15 protein-coding genes are annotated in these 15,550 nt (G+C 75.6%); 10 read left to right on the top strand and 5 right to left on the bottom strand.

The features are described from left to right. Nucleotides 1-7: 7 nt before the first annotated feature. Nucleotides 8-295: a GlsB/YeaQ/YmgE family stress response membrane protein gene (locus tag JUB12_RS16500; protein WP_205696508.1), complete on the bottom strand. Its 288-nt coding sequence runs from the start codon at nt 293-295 to the stop codon at nt 8-10. A gap of 92 nt (nt 296-387) precedes the next feature. Between JUB12_RS16500 and JUB12_RS16495 the strand changes: the two genes are divergently transcribed. From JUB12_RS16495 to JUB12_RS16470, 6 genes are read left to right on the top strand one after another with little or no spacing between them, the layout of a single operon-like run. After that, the gene (locus JUB12_RS16495) at nt 388-1,065 is read left to right on the top strand and encodes a response regulator transcription factor (protein WP_241004298.1); all 678 of its coding nucleotides are present in this window, start codon (nt 388-390) and stop codon (nt 1,063-1,065) included. Next, the gene (locus JUB12_RS16490) at nt 1,062-2,462 is read left to right on the top strand and encodes a HAMP domain-containing sensor histidine kinase (protein ID WP_205696506.1); all 1,401 of its coding nucleotides are present in this window, start codon (nt 1,062-1,064) and stop codon (nt 2,460-2,462) included. The genes JUB12_RS16495 and JUB12_RS16490 overlap by 4 nt, the downstream gene beginning before the upstream one ends. Before the next feature lie 44 nt (nt 2,463-2,506). After that, a complete protein-coding gene (locus JUB12_RS16485) occupies nt 2,507-3,049 on the top strand; it encodes a hypothetical protein (RefSeq protein ID WP_205696505.1) in 543 nt (180 codons plus the stop codon). Next, nucleotides 3,046-4,107 (top strand): efflux RND transporter periplasmic adaptor subunit, encoded by a 1,062-nt coding sequence (locus tag JUB12_RS16480; protein WP_205696504.1) that lies wholly within the window; start codon nt 3,046-3,048, stop codon nt 4,105-4,107. Before JUB12_RS16485 ends, JUB12_RS16480 begins: the two co-directional genes overlap by 4 nt. Next, nucleotides 4,104-4,775 carry an ABC transporter ATP-binding protein gene (locus JUB12_RS16475; RefSeq protein WP_205696503.1) on the top strand — a complete coding sequence of 224 codons (672 nt, stop codon included), beginning with the start codon at nt 4,104-4,106 and terminating at the stop codon, nt 4,773-4,775. The genes JUB12_RS16480 and JUB12_RS16475 overlap by 4 nt, the downstream gene beginning before the upstream one ends. Further along, on the top strand, nt 4,772-5,941 hold the full coding sequence (locus JUB12_RS16470; RefSeq protein WP_205696502.1) for an ABC transporter permease: 1,170 nt from the start codon (nt 4,772-4,774) through the stop codon (nt 5,939-5,941). Before JUB12_RS16475 ends, JUB12_RS16470 begins: the two co-directional genes overlap by 4 nt. 9 nt (nt 5,942-5,950) lie before the next feature. On the opposite strand, the gene JUB12_RS16465 is transcribed toward JUB12_RS16470, so the two are convergent. Beyond that, nucleotides 5,951-6,118 (bottom strand): hypothetical protein, encoded by a 168-nt coding sequence (locus JUB12_RS16465; protein ID WP_205696501.1) that lies wholly within the window; start codon nt 6,116-6,118, stop codon nt 5,951-5,953. 89 nt (nt 6,119-6,207) lie between these two features. On the opposite strand from JUB12_RS16465, the gene JUB12_RS16460 reads away from it, so the two are divergent. Beyond that, the gene (locus JUB12_RS16460) at nt 6,208-7,401 is read left to right on the top strand and encodes an AarF/UbiB family protein (protein ID WP_205696500.1); all 1,194 of its coding nucleotides are present in this window, start codon (nt 6,208-6,210) and stop codon (nt 7,399-7,401) included. 24 nt (nt 7,402-7,425) lie between these two features. Then, nucleotides 7,426-8,460: a mechanosensitive ion channel family protein gene (locus JUB12_RS16455; protein ID WP_205696499.1), complete on the top strand. Its 1,035-nt coding sequence runs from the start codon at nt 7,426-7,428 to the stop codon at nt 8,458-8,460. On the opposite strand, the gene JUB12_RS16450 is transcribed toward JUB12_RS16455, so the two are convergent. Both JUB12_RS16450 and JUB12_RS16445 read right to left on the bottom strand, forming a co-directional pair. Further along, a complete protein-coding gene (locus JUB12_RS16450; RefSeq protein WP_205696498.1) occupies nt 8,399-11,089 on the bottom strand; it encodes a penicillin acylase family protein in 2,691 nt (896 codons plus the stop codon). The genes JUB12_RS16455 and JUB12_RS16450 overlap by 62 nt on opposite strands. A 628-nt stretch (nt 11,090-11,717) precedes the next feature. Beyond that, a complete protein-coding gene (locus JUB12_RS16445) occupies nt 11,718-12,629 on the bottom strand; it encodes an alpha/beta hydrolase (protein WP_205696497.1) in 912 nt (303 codons plus the stop codon). Nucleotides 12,630-12,759: 130 nt separating this feature from the next. Between JUB12_RS16445 and JUB12_RS16440 the strand changes: the two genes are divergently transcribed. Together JUB12_RS16440 and JUB12_RS16435 are read left to right on the top strand one after the other, a co-directional pair. Continuing rightward, entirely contained in the window at nt 12,760-13,521 is a 762-nt protein-coding gene (locus tag JUB12_RS16440; RefSeq protein ID WP_205696496.1) for an SDR family NAD(P)-dependent oxidoreductase, read from the top strand. After that, nucleotides 13,518-14,279, top strand: a complete 762-nt coding sequence (locus JUB12_RS16435) for an SDR family NAD(P)-dependent oxidoreductase (protein WP_205696495.1) — start codon at nt 13,518-13,520, stop codon at nt 14,277-14,279. Before JUB12_RS16440 ends, JUB12_RS16435 begins: the two co-directional genes overlap by 4 nt. On the opposite strand, the gene JUB12_RS16430 is transcribed toward JUB12_RS16435, so the two are convergent. Then, nucleotides 14,276-15,541: a CdaR family transcriptional regulator gene (locus JUB12_RS16430; RefSeq protein WP_205696494.1), complete on the bottom strand. Its 1,266-nt coding sequence runs from the start codon at nt 15,539-15,541 to the stop codon at nt 14,276-14,278. The genes JUB12_RS16435 and JUB12_RS16430 overlap by 4 nt on opposite strands. Nucleotides 15,542-15,550 lie beyond the last annotated feature (9 nt).

Raw genomic sequence — 15,550 nt, 5'->3', positions numbered from 1 at the left:
GGCGCCGCTAGTGCGCCATGCCGGCCCGGCCCGCGCCGCGGTGGGCGCCGGGGCCGCCGCTCACCTTGCGCCAGACGCCGAGGATGATCATCGCGCCGATGATCGCCCCGATCAGGCCGCCGAGGTCGAACTTGTCGTCGTCCCCGATGCCGATGGCGCGGAAGATGAAGTACCCGACGAGGCTGCCGGCCAGGCCGAGCGCGATGGTGGCAACGAAGCCCATGGGGTCCCGGCCGGGCATCAGTGCCCGAGCGATGAACCCAGCGACGATGCCGAGGATGATGGCTCCGATCATGCGCCCACGGCTGCCCGGCGCGCCGACGCGCCAAGCTCCCGCTGGACGCACTTCATCGGACTCTCATGTTCGCCAGGGAGGATCGCCCGCACATGAAGGTCCTCGTGGTCGACGACGAGCCGGCGGTGCGCGAGGCGGTGGAGCGGGTGCTGCGCCTCGAGGGCTTCGAGGTGGCGCTGGCCGGCGACGGCCGCGAGGCGATCCGGCGCCTGCCGGTGGTCCGGCCCGACGCGGTCCTGCTCGACGTCCTCATGCCCGGCATCGACGGCCTCGAGGTGTGCCGGCGCATGCGCGACGTCGGCGACCACACCCCGGTGCTCATGCTCACCGCGCGCGACGGCCTCGGCGATCGCGTCGCCGGCCTGGACGCCGGCGCCGACGACTACCTGCCCAAGCCCTTCGCGCTGGAGGAGCTGCTGGCGCGGCTGCGCGCGCTCGTGCGCCGCTCGTCGTGGGACGCGGGGCGCGAGGTGCTGCGCTTCGCCGACCTCGAGCTCGACCCGCTCGCGCACGAGTGCCGCCGCGGCGAGCGCTTCGTCGAGCTCACGCGGACGGAGTTCCTCCTGCTCGAGCTGCTGCTGCGCCACCCACGCCAGGTGCTCACCCGCGACCAGATCTTCGAGCGCGTGTGGGGCTACGACTTCGGGCCGACGTCGAACTCGCTCGAGGTCTACGTGGGCTACCTGCGGCGCAAGACGGAGGCGGCCGGCGAGCCGCGGCTGATCCACACGGTCCGGGGCGTCGGCTACGTGCTCAAGGCGGCGACATGACCCTGCGCCAGCGCCTCGTGCTCGCGGCGACGGGGGCCGTCGCGCTCGCCGTGGTCGTCGCGGCCGCCGTCGTCTACGTCACGACCCGCGCCGAGCTGCGCGGCCAGGTCGACGACGCGCTGCGCGCGCTCGTGCCGCAGGTGCGCCCGCTCGACGGCGCCCCGCCGCCCCCGACCGCGGTGCGCCGGCGGCTGCTGCGGCTGCAGACGATGCGGGGGCTCGCGGTGCCCGCCGACCCGCTGGGCGGGCCGACCGGCGTGGTCCAGGCGCTGCGGCCCTCGGGCGACGTCGTGGCGGGCGAGGCGGGCGCCGTGCTCGCGCCGGACGAGCGCGCGCTCGAGGTCGCGCGCGGCGAGCGCGAGCCGTACTTCTCGGACCGCACCGTCGACGGCACGCGGGTGCGCGTCCTCACCACGATGGGGCCCGCGGGCGGCGCGCTGCAGGTGCTGCGCCCGCTGACCGAGGTCGACGAGTCGCTCGCGCGGCTGCGGTGGATCCTGCTCGGCGTCGTCGCCGGCGGCGTCGGCCTCGCGGTCGCGCTGGGCCGCGCGGTGTCGCGCGCCGCGCTCGCGCCCGTGACGGCGCTGACCGACGCGGCCGAGGAGGTCGCGCAGACCGAGGACCTGCGCCGGCGCCTGCCCGACGGCGGCGTCGACGAGGTCGCGCGCCTCGGGGGGGCGTTCAACGGGCTGCTGGGCGCCCTGCAGCGCTCGCGCGACGCGCAGCGCCAGCTCGTGGCCGACGCCTCGCACGAGCTGCGCACGCCGCTCACGAGCATCCGCGCGAACGTCGAGGTCCTCGCCCGCGCGCCCGACCTGCCGGCGGCCGAGCGCGAGCAGGTCGTCGCGGCGGCGCGTGCGCAGCTCGAGGAGCTCACCGTGCTCGTCGGCGACCTCGTGGACCTCGCCCGGGACGAGGGCGCCCCGGCACCCGAGGCCGCCGAGGAGGTGCGGCTCGACCTCCTCGTCGCGGAGGCCGTCGAGCGCGCGCGGCTGCACGCCCCGGGCTGTCGCTTCGTGCTCGACGCGCCCGACGAGGTCGTCGTGCGCGGCGCCCGCGCCCAGCTGCACCGCGCGGTCTCGAACCTCCTGGACAACGCCGTGCGCCACGGCGGCGCCGGCGGGCCGGTGGAGGTCGCCGTCGACGGCCCGCGGGTCGTCGTGCGCGACCACGGTCCCGGCATCCCGCCCGACGAGCTGCCCCGCGTCTTCGACCGCTTCCACCGTGCCCCCGGCGCTCGCGGGCTCCCCGGCTCCGGCCTCGGCCTGGCGATCGTCCGGCAGGTCGCCGAGGCCCATGGGGGCCGGGCGCGCGCCGTCGCCGCGGACGGCGGCGGCGCCCAGCTCGAGCTCGACCTCGCCCCCACCGCGGTCGCGCCGCTCCTCCCCGCCTCCTAGCCGGCGTTCAGCCGGCTCTCAGGCTGGCGCGAGGAGATGGCGCCATGGCATCACGAGCCCTCTCCCTGGTCCTCCTCGCCGGCGCGCTGGGCGCGGTCGGCGCCGCCGGCTGTGGCGACGACGCCGACGGCGGATCGGCCGCGACGACCACGACGTCCGCCGAGGACCGCCAACTGGCCTTCACGCGCTGCCTGCGCGAGCACGGGATCGACGTGCGCGACCCGTCGAGCAGCGGCGGCGGCCCGACGCGCATCCGCATGCGTGCCGGCAAGGGCGGCCAGACGCCGCGCAGCCTCGACCGGGCGATGACGACGTGCCGCGAGAAGACCGGCGGCGGCCCGCCCGAGCTGACGCCCGAGCAGCGCGAGGAGTTCCAGGACCAGGCGCTCGCGTTCGCCCGCTGCATGCGCCAGCACGGGGTGGACGTGCCCGACCCGCAGGTGGCCGGCGAGGGCGGCGTGCTCATCCGCCGCCGCGAGGGCCGGGGCCGGCTGCCGAGTCTCGACAGCCCGGCCTTCCAGCGCGCCCAGGAGGCCTGCGAGGACCTCATGCCCCGCCCGCCCGGCGCGCGGGAGGAGGGCCGGTGAGCCGGCGGGTGGTGGGGGCCGGGCTCGGCGTGCTCGCGGCCACGTCCGTGGCCGCCGTCCTCGTCACGAGCGGCGGCGGCGGGTCGAGCGCCCTGGCCCAGGACGGCGGCGGCACCGCGGCCACGGCGCGGGTGCAGCGCACGACGCTCACCGAGCGCCTGACGGCCGACGGGACGCTCGGCTTCAGCGACGAGCGCCCGGTCATCGCGCGGGTGCAGGGCACCGTGACCTGGCTGCCCGCCGAGGGCGCCACGGTCCGCCCCGGCCAGCGGCTGCTCGAGGTCGACGACGCGCCGGTGGTGCTCTTCGACGGCGCGGTGCCCGCCTGGCGCGCCCTGGCGTCGGGCGACGAGGGCGAGGACGTGCACCAGCTCGAGCGCGGCCTGCGCGCGCTCGGCCACGACCCGGGCACGGTCGACGACGAGTTCACCTCGGCGACCGCCGCCGCCGTCCGTGCCTGGCAGCGCGACCGCGGCCTGGACGACACGGGCCGGGTGGAGCTCGGCCGGATCGTCTTCCTGCCGGGCGCCCGGAGGGTCAGCGAGCGCAAGGCGCAGCTCGGCGCGCCCCTGGGCGGCGGCCCGGCCCTCACGACCACGACGCTGCACCGGGTGGTCACCATCGACCTCGACGCGGCCGACCAGGCCGTCGCCCGCGAGGGTGCACGGGCCGACGTCGAGCTGCCCGACGGCACGCTCGCCCCGGGGCGCGTCGCCCGCGTGGGCACGGTCGCGACGTCCGGCGGCGGCGAGGACCCCACCGACGACAGCGGCCCGACCGTCGAGGTCACCATCCGCCTCACCGGCAAGGACCGCGGGGGCCGCCTGGACCAGGCGCCGGTGTCCGTCGAGCTCGCGCGCGAGCGCCGGACCGACGTCCTCGCCGTGCCGGTCACCGCGCTCACCGCGCTGCGCGGCGGCGGCTTCGGCGTCCAGCGGATCGGGGCCTCGGGCGCGACGAGCGTCGTGCGCGTCGAGCCCGGTCTGACCGCCGACGGGCTCGTCGAGGTGCAGGGCGCCCTGCGCGAGGGCGACCGCGTCCAGGTGCCCGAGGCGTGAGCGGTGCGCCGCCGGTCCTCGAGCTGCGCGACGTCGCCAAGCGCTACCCGGGCGGCGTCACGGCGCTGGCGGGCGTGTCGCTCGTCGTCGAGCCGGGCGAGCTGCTCGCGGTGGTCGGGCCATCGGGGTCGGGCAAGTCGACGCTCCTGCACGTGATGGGGACCCTCGACCGGCCGACGTCGGGCACGGTCCTCGTCGCCGGCCAGGACGCCTCGGCGCTGGACGACGCGCAGCTCGCGGCGCTGCGCGCCCGGCGGATCGGCTTCGTCTTCCAGCAGTTCTTCCTGCTGGAGGGGATGAGCGCGGTGGACAACGTCGCCGAGGGGCTGCTCTACGCCGGCGTGCCCGCGGCCGAGCGGCGGGCACGGGCGCGGGCGGCGCTCGAGCGCGTCGGCCTCGCCCACCGCCTGGACCACGCGCCGGCGCAGCTCAGCGGGGGCGAGCGCCAGCGCGTGGCGATCGCCCGCGCGCTGGTCGGCCAGCCGGCGATCGTGCTCGCCGACGAGCCGACCGGCAACCTCGACAGCGCCCGCAGCGCCGAGGTCGTCGCGCTCCTGCGGGCCCTGCACGAGCAGGGCACGACCATCGCGGTGATCACCCACGACCACGAGGTCGCCGGCGCGCTCGGCCGCCGCGTGACGCTGCGCGACGGGCGGCTGGTGGGATGAGCGCGCGCGACCTCCTGCGCGTCGGCGCCACCGGGCTGCGCACCCGCCGCCTGCGCGCCGTGCTCAGCGCGCTGGGCATCGCCATCGGCATCGCGTCGATGGTCGCCGTCCTCGGGATCTCGGACTCGAGCCGGGCCGACCTCGTCGCCCAGCTCGACCGCCTGGGCACCGAGCTGCTCACCGCGGCGCCGGGGCAGGACTTCTTCGGCGAGGACGCGTCGCTGCCGGACACGGCGGTCGCCGCGGTGCGCGGCATGCCGTCGGTCGCCTCCGCCGCCTCGACGACCGACATCGGCGTGACGGTGCGCCGCTCGCGCCGCATCCCGCCCGAGGAGACCGGCGGCATCGGCGTCCGCGCCGCGGACCCCCAGCTGCTCGAGGTGCTCGACGGCGGGCTGGCCGCGGGCCGCTTCGTCGGGGGTGGCCTCGCCGGCCGGCCCGTCGTGGTCCTCGGCGCCGTCGCCGCCCGTCGCCTGGGCGTCACGAAGGCCGACGGCAGCGTCCTGGTCGACGTCGGCGGCCGGTCCATGGCCGTCGCCGGGATCCTCGAGCCGCTGCCGCTCGCGCCGGAGGTCGACCGTTCAGCGCTCCTTGACCATGCGGCCGCCGCGGCGGCGTTCGGGACGGGACGCAGCGCGTCCAAGCTCTACGTCCGCGCCCGGGAGGAGCAGGTCGGCGACGCGCGCGAGCTGCTCGCGGCGACCGCGTCGCCGCAGGCTCCGGAGGAGGTCGACGTGAGCCGCCCGTCCGACGCGCTGGAGGCCAAGGTCGCGGCCGAGGGGGCGTTCACCTCGCTCTTCCTCGGCCTCGGCGCGATCGCCCTGCTCGTCGGCGGCGTCGGCATCGCCAACGTCATGGTGATCGCCGTGCTCGAGCGCCGCTCGGAGATCGGCCTGCGCCGGGCGCTCGGCGCACGGCGGCGCGACGTGGGCGCGCAGTTCCTCTGCGAGGCCCTGCTGCTCGCCGGCCTCGGCGGACTGGCGGGCGCGGCGCTCGGCGCCGCGGTGACCACGGGCTGGGCGCTGTCCCAGGCGTGGGAGGTCGTCGTCCCGCCCATGGCCCTGGCGGGCGGCGTCGGCGCCGCACTCGCCGCGGGCGGCGTCGCCGGGCTGCTGCCGGCGCTGCGCGCCGCCCGGATGAGCCCGACGGAGGCGCTGCGCTCGTGAGCCGTCGGGCTACGGCGTCCGCGGCAGCTGCACGACCGCCTCGTGCACCGGCGGGCGGCCGGTGTACCAGTACGTGAAGCGCGAGACCGCGCAGCCCGCGCCGAGTGCCGCGACGACCTTCGCCACGCGGGCGTCGAGCGCGCGCTCGTCGCCGTCCACCAGTCGCACGTCGTCCATGTCCAGCAGGATCGGCACTCGGACGTCGGCTCACCATGTACCGGCCGTCGGGACCCGGCTCGACCGCCGGTCGTAGCCTGCAGCGCCACATGGCGCGTCCCGACGTCCCGCCCGCCCTCCAACGGCTGCTCGAGGCCGGCACCGCGCTGGCCCGGCGCTCGTCCGCCGCGCAGGTCGCGCTCGGCCGCCTGCACGGTGTGGTCGACCCGGCGGCGCTGCCGTCCGAGGTGCAGGCCGGCGTGGCCGCAGAGCTCGAGGCCGCGCACCGCCGCAGCGCCCAGCCCATCGCCGAGCGCGACGTGGACAGCGCGCTGAAGAAGGCGTGGGGCGACCGGCCGGGCAAGGTGCTCGACGCCTTCGACGAGGCGCCCGCCCAGGTGCTGCCCCACGGCCAGGTCCACCACGGCGAGCACGACGGCACCCAGGTGGCGATCACCGTCCTGCGTCCGGGCCTCGCGCAGCTCGTGCGCAGCGACCTCGCGCTGCTGGACCTGATCGCGGGCCCACTCGGCGCGGTCCTGCCGCGGCTGGACGCCGGCGCCGTGCTGCGGGAGGTCCGCGAGCGCGCGCTCGACGAGCTCGACCTCGAGCACGAGGCGGGCGCCCAGCGCCGTGCCGCCCGCGCGCTGCGCCGCGCCGGCCTCGGGATCCGCGTCGCGCCACCCGTCACCGACCTCTGCGCCCACGACGTCGCCGTCGCGGAGCGCATCGACGGCCCGACGCTGCTCGACGCCGCCCCCGAGGACCCGGGCGCGGTCGCCCGCGCGATCGTCCGCCTCGCCGCCGGCGCGCCCCGCGAGCTCGGGGTCGTCCTCGCCGACCTGCGCGCCGACGAGGTCGTGGTCGACGGCGACGAGGTGGTCGTCCGCCGCGTCGGCGCGGCTCGCGAGGTCGACGCCCAGCGCCTGGACGCCTGCCGGGACGCCGTCGCCGCCCTGCGCGCCGACGACGCCGCGGCGTTCGGCGCCGCGGTCGCCCGCACCGGGGTCCTGGACGCGGAGGACGCCGAGCGCGCCCACGCACTGCTGCGCGACGTCGCGGGCGACCTCCTCGAGGGCCCGGCGACGCTCGACGCCGCTGCCGTGCGACGCGTGTCGGAGGCCGCGCTGCGGCGGGTCGGCGACCTGTTCGCGCTCGCCCAGGTCGCCCGCCCGGACCCCGCGGACCTGTGGGCGGGCCGTGCCTTCGCCCAGGCCGTCGCGCTGCTGGCCCGCCTCGAGGCGACCGAGGACTGGCTGGCGCTGGTCCTCGAGGCCTTCGACGAGGGCTGGACGACCTCCTGACGGCGCGCTCGCTACGGTCGGGCGATGGACGCGGGACTGGTCATCGCCGCGGTCTCCGACGCACGCGCGCGCTCCGTCTGCGGCGAGGACCCCGGGTGGTTCTGCCGCCAGGTCCTCGACTGGACGGGCGATCGCACGTGGGCGGAGGCGGCCGACTTCCTCATCGGCAAGCCGCTGTCGATCCTCCTCGTCCTCGTCATCGCGGTCGTCGTGAACCGGCTGGCGCGGCGCGGGGTCAAGCGGGCGCTGCGGACGCTGCAGTCGGGCACGGTCCAGGAGCGGCTGGGCGCCGTGCGCCGGGCGACGCCCGACGCGCTGCTCGAGACGACGGAGCACAGCCTGCGCGCCGAGCAGCGCATCGAGGCGCTGGCCAGCGTCCTGCGCTCGCTCATCACCTTCGTGATCTTCGCCGTGGCGGCGTTCATGGCGCTGGGCGAGATCGGCATCGAGCTCGGGCCGCTCATCGCCGGCGCCGGGATCCTCGGCGTGGCGCTGGGCTTCGGCTCGCAGTCGCTGGTCAAGGACTTCCTCTCGGGGATCTTCATCCTCATCGAGGACCAGTTCGGCGTCGGCGACATCGTCGACCTCGACGGCGAGACCTCGGGCACCGTCGAGGCCGTCAGCCTGCGCACGACGCGGCTGCGGTCCGTCGACGGGACGGTCTGGCACGTGCCCAACGGCGAGATCCGCCGCGTGGGCAACAAGAGCCAGCACTGGTCGCGGGCGCTGCTCGACGTCGAGGTCGCCTACGGCACCGACCTGGCCGAGGCGCAGCGGGTCCTCAAGGACGTCGCCCACGCCGTCGCCGCGGAGGACCACGCCGTGCTCGAGGAGCCCGAGGTGTGGGGCGTCGAGCGCTTCTCCCCGAGCGGCGTCGTCCTGCGCATGGTGGTCAAGACGACGCCGTCCGAGCAGTACCGCATCAGCCGGATCCTGCGCGAGCAGGTCAAGCTGGCCTTCGACGGCGCGGGGATCGAGATCCCGCACGCCGTCACGGTCACCGCGGCTGCTGCACCCTCAGGCGCACCTGCGCCGACCGGCGGCCCGCCTTCGTCGTGATCGTCACCGTCTGCGCCCCGGTGCGCAGACGGGGCTTGAGCACGCGCTCGCCGGCGGGGAGCTTCGTGCGCACGATGCGCCGGACGACCTTCGTGCCCTGCTTGACGGACACGACGACGCGGGCGGCGCGCTTGAGCTGGAGCACCAGCCGCGGGCGGGCGTTGCCGCGCGCTTCGGTGAAGGCGACGGTCCCGAGCGGGTCGCCGGCCGCCCGACGCACGACGTGCGTCGTCACCAGCGACCGGTCGGCCTTGAGGTCCTTCGCGCAGAAGGGCGGCGTGACCCACTTGCCCTCGGAGAAGAGCTTGGTCTGGTCGCTCGAGTGCTCCGAGGCGGGGTTGGTCGACTCGCCGTAGGTGAGGATCGTGTGGGCCTTCGGGCAGCCGGGCGTCAGCTCGACGGCCTGGACGTAGCTCGAGCCGTGGTCGACGTCGACGTAGCCGCGCTTGGCGTTCCAGCGGGGCGTGATGACGTTGAACTGGCCGCCGCCGCCGGGTCCGCCCGGGATGGGGATGCGCTCGCCGCGCCGGGTGACGGCGGCGCCGTCGCGCAGCGGCGCGTCGAGCGCGAGACCCGCCCCCTGGAGGTCCTTCACGGCCTGGCCCAGGGCGTCCATCGTCAGCGGGTTGAGCGTGCTCAGGCCCTTGGGCGTCCCGACGGGGTCCTGCGCGTCGAACGGCTCGGCGAACGGGCCGGCCGGGTAGGGGAGCGGGATCGGCAGCAGGCCGGTGAGGCGCGTGACGAAGCGCCGGAACAGCAGCGCGCCGCGGGAGTCGAGGTCCTCCTGGAGGTCCCACCTGGCCAGGACGTCGCAGGCCTTGGAGACGTCGACCGGGCCGGCGAGGGACACGGCCAGCGGCAGCGTGCGGCAGAGCCGGACGAGGTCGTCGCGCCACACCTCGCCGCCGAAGACGCGGTTGCCCATGCCGATGGCGCGGACGTCGTCCACGTCGAAGCGGTTGCCGGGCAGGCCGTCGCGGCCGGCGAGCCGGTCCTGGATCTGGCGGATGCCCACCCGGGTGCGCAGGCTGCGCGCGGTGCGCTCGTCGCCGATGACCAGCGGGAAGCCCTCGAGCGGCTGATCGGGGTTGGTCAGCCAGTACGAGTCGTTCATGTTCGACACGTGGTCGCTGCGGCGCAGCGACGGCATCTTCGACCGGCCGAGGATGCCCGGGACGATCGCGTCGCTGTCGGTGCCCGGCAGGCACGACGAGCGCGAGCCGTCGAGGACGATGAGGCGCTGGAGCACCTGGGTCACGACGCCGAGGACGGTCTGGCACGCCTGGCGCTTGCTCTCGGGGATGTTGGGGATCGAGCCGATGTCCGCGTAGTAGGCGTTGCCAGCGGTGTCGGCGGCGATCGTGTTGACCCACGGGATGCCCTGGTACTTCTCGAGCACCGCCTCGACGTCGTCGACCGACTGGGCCTGGTTGATCTCGTAGAAGTGGTTGAGCAGGCGCCCGAAGTTGTCGTCGTTGGCGTCCTCGAGGACGTACGCCCGCTCGGGCGTCCACGGGAACACCGGCAGGCCGAGGATCGACGTCAGGACCGGGCGGCCCTCCGCGTCGCTGTACAGGGTGCGCGAGACCTTCTGGACGGTGCCGCCGCGCTTGGCCTCGACGGTCACGCGGCGGGCCTTCATCCGCTTGACCTGGCCGTCGACGACGTAGGACGTCGCACTGCCCGGGACGAGGCGCAGCTCGTAGGGGATGAAGCGCCGCGCGGTCGACACGGTGTGGCTCCAGGCGACGCCGTGGGTGAAGCCGATGTTGATGAGCGGGACGCCCAGCAGCGAGCCGCCCATCACGTCCATCTTGCCGGGGATCGTGAGGTGCGCCTGGTAGAAGCGCTCGGGGCCCTGCCACGGGAAGTGGGGGTTGCCGTAGACGATGCCGTGGCCGCTGGCCGTCGCGTCCTTGCCCAGGCCGTAGGCGTTGGAGCCCAGGCCGCCGAGGCGCTCGTCGAGCTCGCCCGGCTTGAGCGCGCGGGCCGCCTTCAGGGCGTCGGCCTCCGTGCCGCCGACCAGTGGCCTGGCGCCGGCGATGCCGTCGATGGCGACGCCCGACGAGGCCAGCAGCGACAGCTGGTAGAAGCGCCGCCAGACGTCCATCTCGGTGATGGGCCGCACCCAGGCCTCACCGCGGCACGTCGGGTCCGGGATGCCGTCGCGCCCGCCGACCTCCTCCAGCCAGTCGTTCCAGCCCGCGACGAAGCCCTTCACGCCCTGCTTGAGCTCCGCGCGCGGGCCGACCGGCGGCGCCACGTCGAGCAGGCGCTCGATGCGCCGCTCGTCGTTGATGCGCTGGTAGAAGAAGTCCGAGTTGAGGTTGTTCGCGCGCGAGCCGTTGCCGCGGATCTCGTAGCTGCCGTTCGGGCCGAACCACCGCGAGCGCTGCGCGTTGACCGTGACGTAGACCTCGGCGAGCGTGCAGACGTTGTCCTGCGCGATCGCCCTCGCGTAGCCGTACGCGCCGCTGGCCAGGTCCTTGGCCTTGATGTGCGGGATGCCGTACTGCGAGCGCGCGACGGTGACGTCGTAGCGCCCGTCGGCGGCGGAGGCGGTGGCCGGGACGGCGAGCGCGCACAGCGACGCGATCGCCCCCAGGACGGCGGCGGAGACCCTGGACATGCGTGCAGGAACGTAGCCGTTCTGTGAACGGCGTGTGGCCGGTTGTTGGGGGGTGGGTGAGATCCGCTCGACAGGGTCACGGTCCTCCAGCGCCCTCCCGGCATCGAGTGGCGGATTCTCCGCTTCCGAGACGGAGAATCCGCCAACGGATGGCCCGAGCGTCCTGCGGGCCCGGCGCCGGCCGCCCTTCCTCTCCCTCGGTGCGAGACGACCACCGCCAGGACCCAGCGTCCGCCTCGAGCGGCACTCCAGGCGACCGGGAGGTCCCATCGTGTGAGGGGGACGCGGCGGTCGCCGTCCGGCACCGAGGAGTGGAAGGTCCGGAGCCGCCGGCGCTGACCCTGGCCTTCCGGGGCACTCGACCGTGACCCTGGAGTTGACCGCCTCATACGCGGTCAACTCCAGGGTCACGGTCCTCCAGCGCCCTCCCGGCATCGAGTGGCGGATTCTCCGCTCCCGAGACGGAGAATCCGCCAACGGATGGCCCCGAACGTCCTGCGGGGCCGGCGCCGGCCCGCCCTTCCACTCCCTCGTGCGTGGCCCGCCCGACTCCTCCCCGCCGCGAGACGCGAGGGCGTCCGCGCCCAGCGACCGCCCGGGGCGGAGCTCCAGCCGGGAGCGCGCCCCCCTAGGCCAGGTGCCGCGCCAGCATCCGCCCCATCGCCGCCGACGCGTCACGCCCAGCGCCCGAGAGGAACGCGGAGGAGAGCTGGAAGTCGTGCCAGAGGCCGTCGTAGCGGCGGTGCTCGACGTGCACCCCGGCGGTGCGGGCGCGGCGCTCGAGCTCGGCGGCGTCGTTGACCAGGAGGTCGTCGGCGCCGGAGTGGACGACCATCGGCGGGAGGCCGGCGAGGTCGGCGCGCAGCGGGGAGACGAGAGGGTCGGCCGGGTCGGCGCCGCCGGCGCACGTCGCCTCGGTGAAGCGGCGGATGAGGTCCGGGGTCAGGATCGGCTCGCGCGGGGCGTCCGAGCGCGTCGCGACCCACTCCTGCGTGAGGTCGAGCCACGGGCAGATGAGGCCGAGGGCGCCGGGCAGCGGCTGGCCGGCCTCGCGCAGCGACAGGGCGAGGACGAGCGAGAGGTTCGCGCCCGCGGAGTCGCCGGCGACCGCGATCGCCTTGGGGTCGGCGCCGTCGGCCAGCAGCGCGTCCCACACGGCGCGCGCGTCCTCGAGCGCGGCCGGGTGCGGGTGCTCGGGCGCGAGGCGGTAGTCGACGACGCAGGCCCGCGCGCCCATCGCGCCGGCGGTCAGCGCGACGGGACGGCGCATCGACCTCGCGCTCCCGACGGCGTAGCCGCCGCCGTGGAGGTACAGGAGCACGCGCCGCGCGCCGCCACCGCCCTTGGGCGTCACCCACTCGACCGGCACGCCGCCGACGGTCGACGGCGCGACGTCGGTGCCCGGCGGCGGGGGCGGGAAGCGCGTCAGGAGGTCCAGGCGCTTGCGCGACTGCTGCCACGTCGCGGTAGGCGAGAACATCCACTTCGCGGCGAGGCGCATCTGCTCGCGGACGAGGGCGGGCGGGAGACCCAGGGACATGGCTGGCGACCCTATCCACGGGCCCGCGCCAGGTGGGCTGGGCGGCTTGGCAGGAGCCGACAGACCGGCCACGGCGCGTCGTGGCCGCCCCCCAAGCGTCGCGCGCAGCGCCGCGCCTAGCGTCGCAGGCATGGACGAGGACCTGACGGGCCGCTGTGCCCACGTGACCGGTGCCGCGAGAGGCATCGGACTGGCGGTCGCCAAGCGGTTGGCCGCCTCAGGCGCGCGCGTCGCGCTGTCGGACGTCAACGAGGAGGGCGCCAAGGCGGCCGCGGCCGAGCTGGGCGACCAGCACCTCGGCCTCGGGTGCGACGTGCGCTCGATGAGCGAGGTGCAGGCCGCGATGAACGCGACCACCGAGGCCTTCGGGCAGCTCGACATCCTCGTCAACAACGCCGGCATCGAGATCGGCGCGCCGCTGCACGAGACCAGCGAGGAGCAGTTCACGCTGATCTTCGACATCAACGTCGTCGGCGTGCAGCGCTGCACGCAGGCCGCGCTCCCGGCGCTGCTGGCCTCGAAGGGCAACATCGTGAACATGTCCTCCGTCGCCGGCCTCGGCGGCGCGCCGCTGCTGGGTGCCTACTGCGGCACGAAGGCCGCGGTGCTGCGGATGACCGAGACCTACGCCACCGAGCTCAAGGCCCACGGCGTCCGCGTCAACGCGGTCTGCCCCGCCTTCGTCGACACGGTCATGGTCGAGCGCCTCGCCCCGAAGGTCGCGGCGGTCACCGGGCTGGACTTCGCCGACGTGGCGAAGATCAAGCAGGGCCGCATGGGGACCGTCGAGGAGGTCGCCGAGGTCGTGGCGTTCCTCGCCTCCGACGAGGCGGCCTGGACGACCGGGGCCCACTACGTCCTGGACGGCGGCCTGACCGGGAGCCTCCTGTGAGCGGCCGGCTGGACGGGCGCGTCGCGGTCATCACCGGCGCCGGCAAGGGCATCGGCGAGGCCATCGCGCGGCGCTTCGCCAAGGAGGGCGCGACGGTCGTCGTCTCCGACCTCGACGAGGCCAGCGCCCAGCGCGTCGCCTCCGACGTCGGCGGCACCGCCGTCGCCTGCGACGTCCGCGAGGACGCGCAGGTCGCCGCCCTCGTCAAGACCGCCGTCGAGCAGCACGGCAAGCTCGACGTCGCCGTCGCCAACGCCGGCGTCGGCATCGTCAAGCCGGTCGTCGAGAGCTCCTACGAGGACTGGCGTGCGGTGACGTCCGTCAACCTCGACGGCGTCTTCTCGACGCTGCGCCACGCGGGCCTGCAGATGGCCGGCAACGGCGGCGGCTCGCTCGTGACGATCGCCAGCGTCACCGGCTTCGCCGGCTCGCCGCTCATCTCGAGCTACGCGGCTGCCAAGGCGGGCGCGATCAACCTGACCAAGACGACCGCGGTCGAGCTGCGCGACCTCGGCGTCCGCGCCAACGCGATCTGCCCGGGCTTCATCGACACGGACCTGGTCAAGGACCGCAAGTCCCAGTTCGAGGAGGGCCTCGAGCTCGACGACTTCGACGCGGTCATCGAGCAGAAGCAGGGCCGCTACGGCACGCCCGAGGAGGTCGCCGCACTGGCGGTCTTCCTCGCGTCGGACCGCTCGGCGTTCTGCACCGGCAGCGCCTTCGTGCTCGACGGCGGCCTGACCGCCTCGCTGCTCTAGGACTCGTCGCCCGCGCGGCGCAGGACGTCCGCCAGCTGGAGGGCCACCCGGACCTCCAGCTGGCGCTCCTCCAGCCCGTGGCCGAGGAGCTCGCCCGCTCGCTTGACGCGGTAGGCGATCGTGTTCTCGTGGACGCCGAGCCGGCGCGCCGCGCGCACGAAGCTCGCGCCCTCCTCCAGGAAGACCTTGAGCGTCGCGGCCAGGCGGCGACTCGCGTCGGTCTCCGCCGCCAGGTCGCCGAGCTCGCGCGCCACGAAGCGCCGCGCCTCGTCGAGGTCGGCGCTGAGCAGCGCGTTGAGCGCGACGTCCGAGAAGCGCACGCACCCGCCGGGCTGGCGGCGCAGGAGCGTCGCGACGTCGCGCGCCCGCTGGGCCTCCTGGTGCGTGCGCCGGAAGCCCTCGAGGCCCGCCGACGGCTCGCCCACCGCCACGCGGACCTTGGCGCCGCCCGCGGCGACCGGGCGCAGCTGCGCGACCGCCGTCAGGTCGGGGTCCTCCCGCAGGCCGATCCACGCGCCCAGGACGTTGGAGCCCAGCGGGACGAACAGCGTGTCCGTCCCGCCGGCGACGCGCGCGACCTCCTGGGCCACGCGCTCGAAGACCACCATCGTCGCGTCGGGGTCGTCGGGCGCCTCGCCCCAGACGACGAGCCCGACGTGGCGTCGGCCCAGCTCGTAGCGCAGCCGGCGCGAGGCCTCCGCCTCGTCATTCTGGCGGCCGTCGAGCACCGCGCGCACCTCGTCGGCGCGCATCGCCGCGGCCGAGCGTGCCCAGCGCTCGCGCTCCTCGACGTAGGCGGCGCTGATGACCGCCGAGACCGTGTCGACGTAGGCGAAGGTCCAGTCCGAGCAGAAGGCGACGGCCTCGGCGAGCTCGTCGTGCGAGGCGAAGCGCGTGCCGAGCGCGTCGAGGAAGCGCTGCCAGAAGACCTGGTGGCCGATGCGGTAGGCGCGCATGAGCGCCTCGATCGGCAGCCCGCGACGCACGAACTCGCGCGCGTAGTGGATCGCCTCGTGCGGGGGCGTCGCCCCGCGCGGGTCGGCACCCTCGAGCATGAGCATGCAGACCAGGCCGATGTTGGCGCGGCAGCTGTGCACGGTCTCGGCGTGCAGCTCCCCGCCGAGCTCGTCGATGCCGTCGTGGATGGCGACGGCCATCGCGACCGCCGCCTCGTCCAGCGACGGCATCAGGTCCTCTGCGACGCCCTGGATCGCCCGGCGCATGCGGGTGTCCGGCGACGTCGATGCAAGCCCCGTGGTCACGGGTCAGTC

Source organism: Conexibacter sp. SYSU D00693 (assembly GCF_017084525.1).
Classification (GTDB): Bacteria; Actinomycetota; Thermoleophilia; order Solirubrobacterales; family Solirubrobacteraceae; genus Baekduia.
The sequence above is the reverse complement of the archived record's forward strand: the minus strand, read 5'-3'. Positions and strand labels throughout refer to the sequence as shown.

Bases quoted from the DNA above. Each gene is read 5' to 3' on its own strand.
- JUB12_RS16500 (WP_205696508.1), bottom strand. From the start codon at position 295: ATGATCGGAGCCATCATCCTCGGCATCGTCGCTGGGTTCATCGCTCGG.
- JUB12_RS16495 (WP_241004298.1), top strand. From the start codon at position 388: ATGAAGGTCCTCGTGGTCGACGACGAGCCGGCGGTGCGCGAGGCGGTG.
- JUB12_RS16490 (WP_205696506.1), top strand. From the start codon at position 1,062: ATGACCCTGCGCCAGCGCCTCGTGCTCGCGGCGACGGGGGCCGTCGCG.
- JUB12_RS16485 (WP_205696505.1), top strand. From the start codon at position 2,507: ATGGCATCACGAGCCCTCTCCCTGGTCCTCCTCGCCGGCGCGCTGGGC.
- JUB12_RS16470 (WP_205696502.1), top strand. From the start codon at position 4,772: ATGAGCGCGCGCGACCTCCTGCGCGTCGGCGCCACCGGGCTGCGCACC.
- JUB12_RS16465 (WP_205696501.1), bottom strand. From the start codon at position 6,118: ATGGACGACGTGCGACTGGTGGACGGCGACGAGCGCGCGCTCGACGCC.
- JUB12_RS16460 (WP_205696500.1), top strand. From the start codon at position 6,208: ATGGCGCGTCCCGACGTCCCGCCCGCCCTCCAACGGCTGCTCGAGGCC.
- JUB12_RS16455 (WP_205696499.1), top strand. From the start codon at position 7,426: ATGGACGCGGGACTGGTCATCGCCGCGGTCTCCGACGCACGCGCGCGC.
- JUB12_RS16450 (WP_205696498.1), bottom strand. From the start codon at position 11,089: ATGTCCAGGGTCTCCGCCGCCGTCCTGGGGGCGATCGCGTCGCTGTGC.
- JUB12_RS16445 (WP_205696497.1), bottom strand. From the start codon at position 12,629: ATGTCCCTGGGTCTCCCGCCCGCCCTCGTCCGCGAGCAGATGCGCCTC.
- JUB12_RS16440 (WP_205696496.1), top strand. From the start codon at position 12,760: ATGGACGAGGACCTGACGGGCCGCTGTGCCCACGTGACCGGTGCCGCG.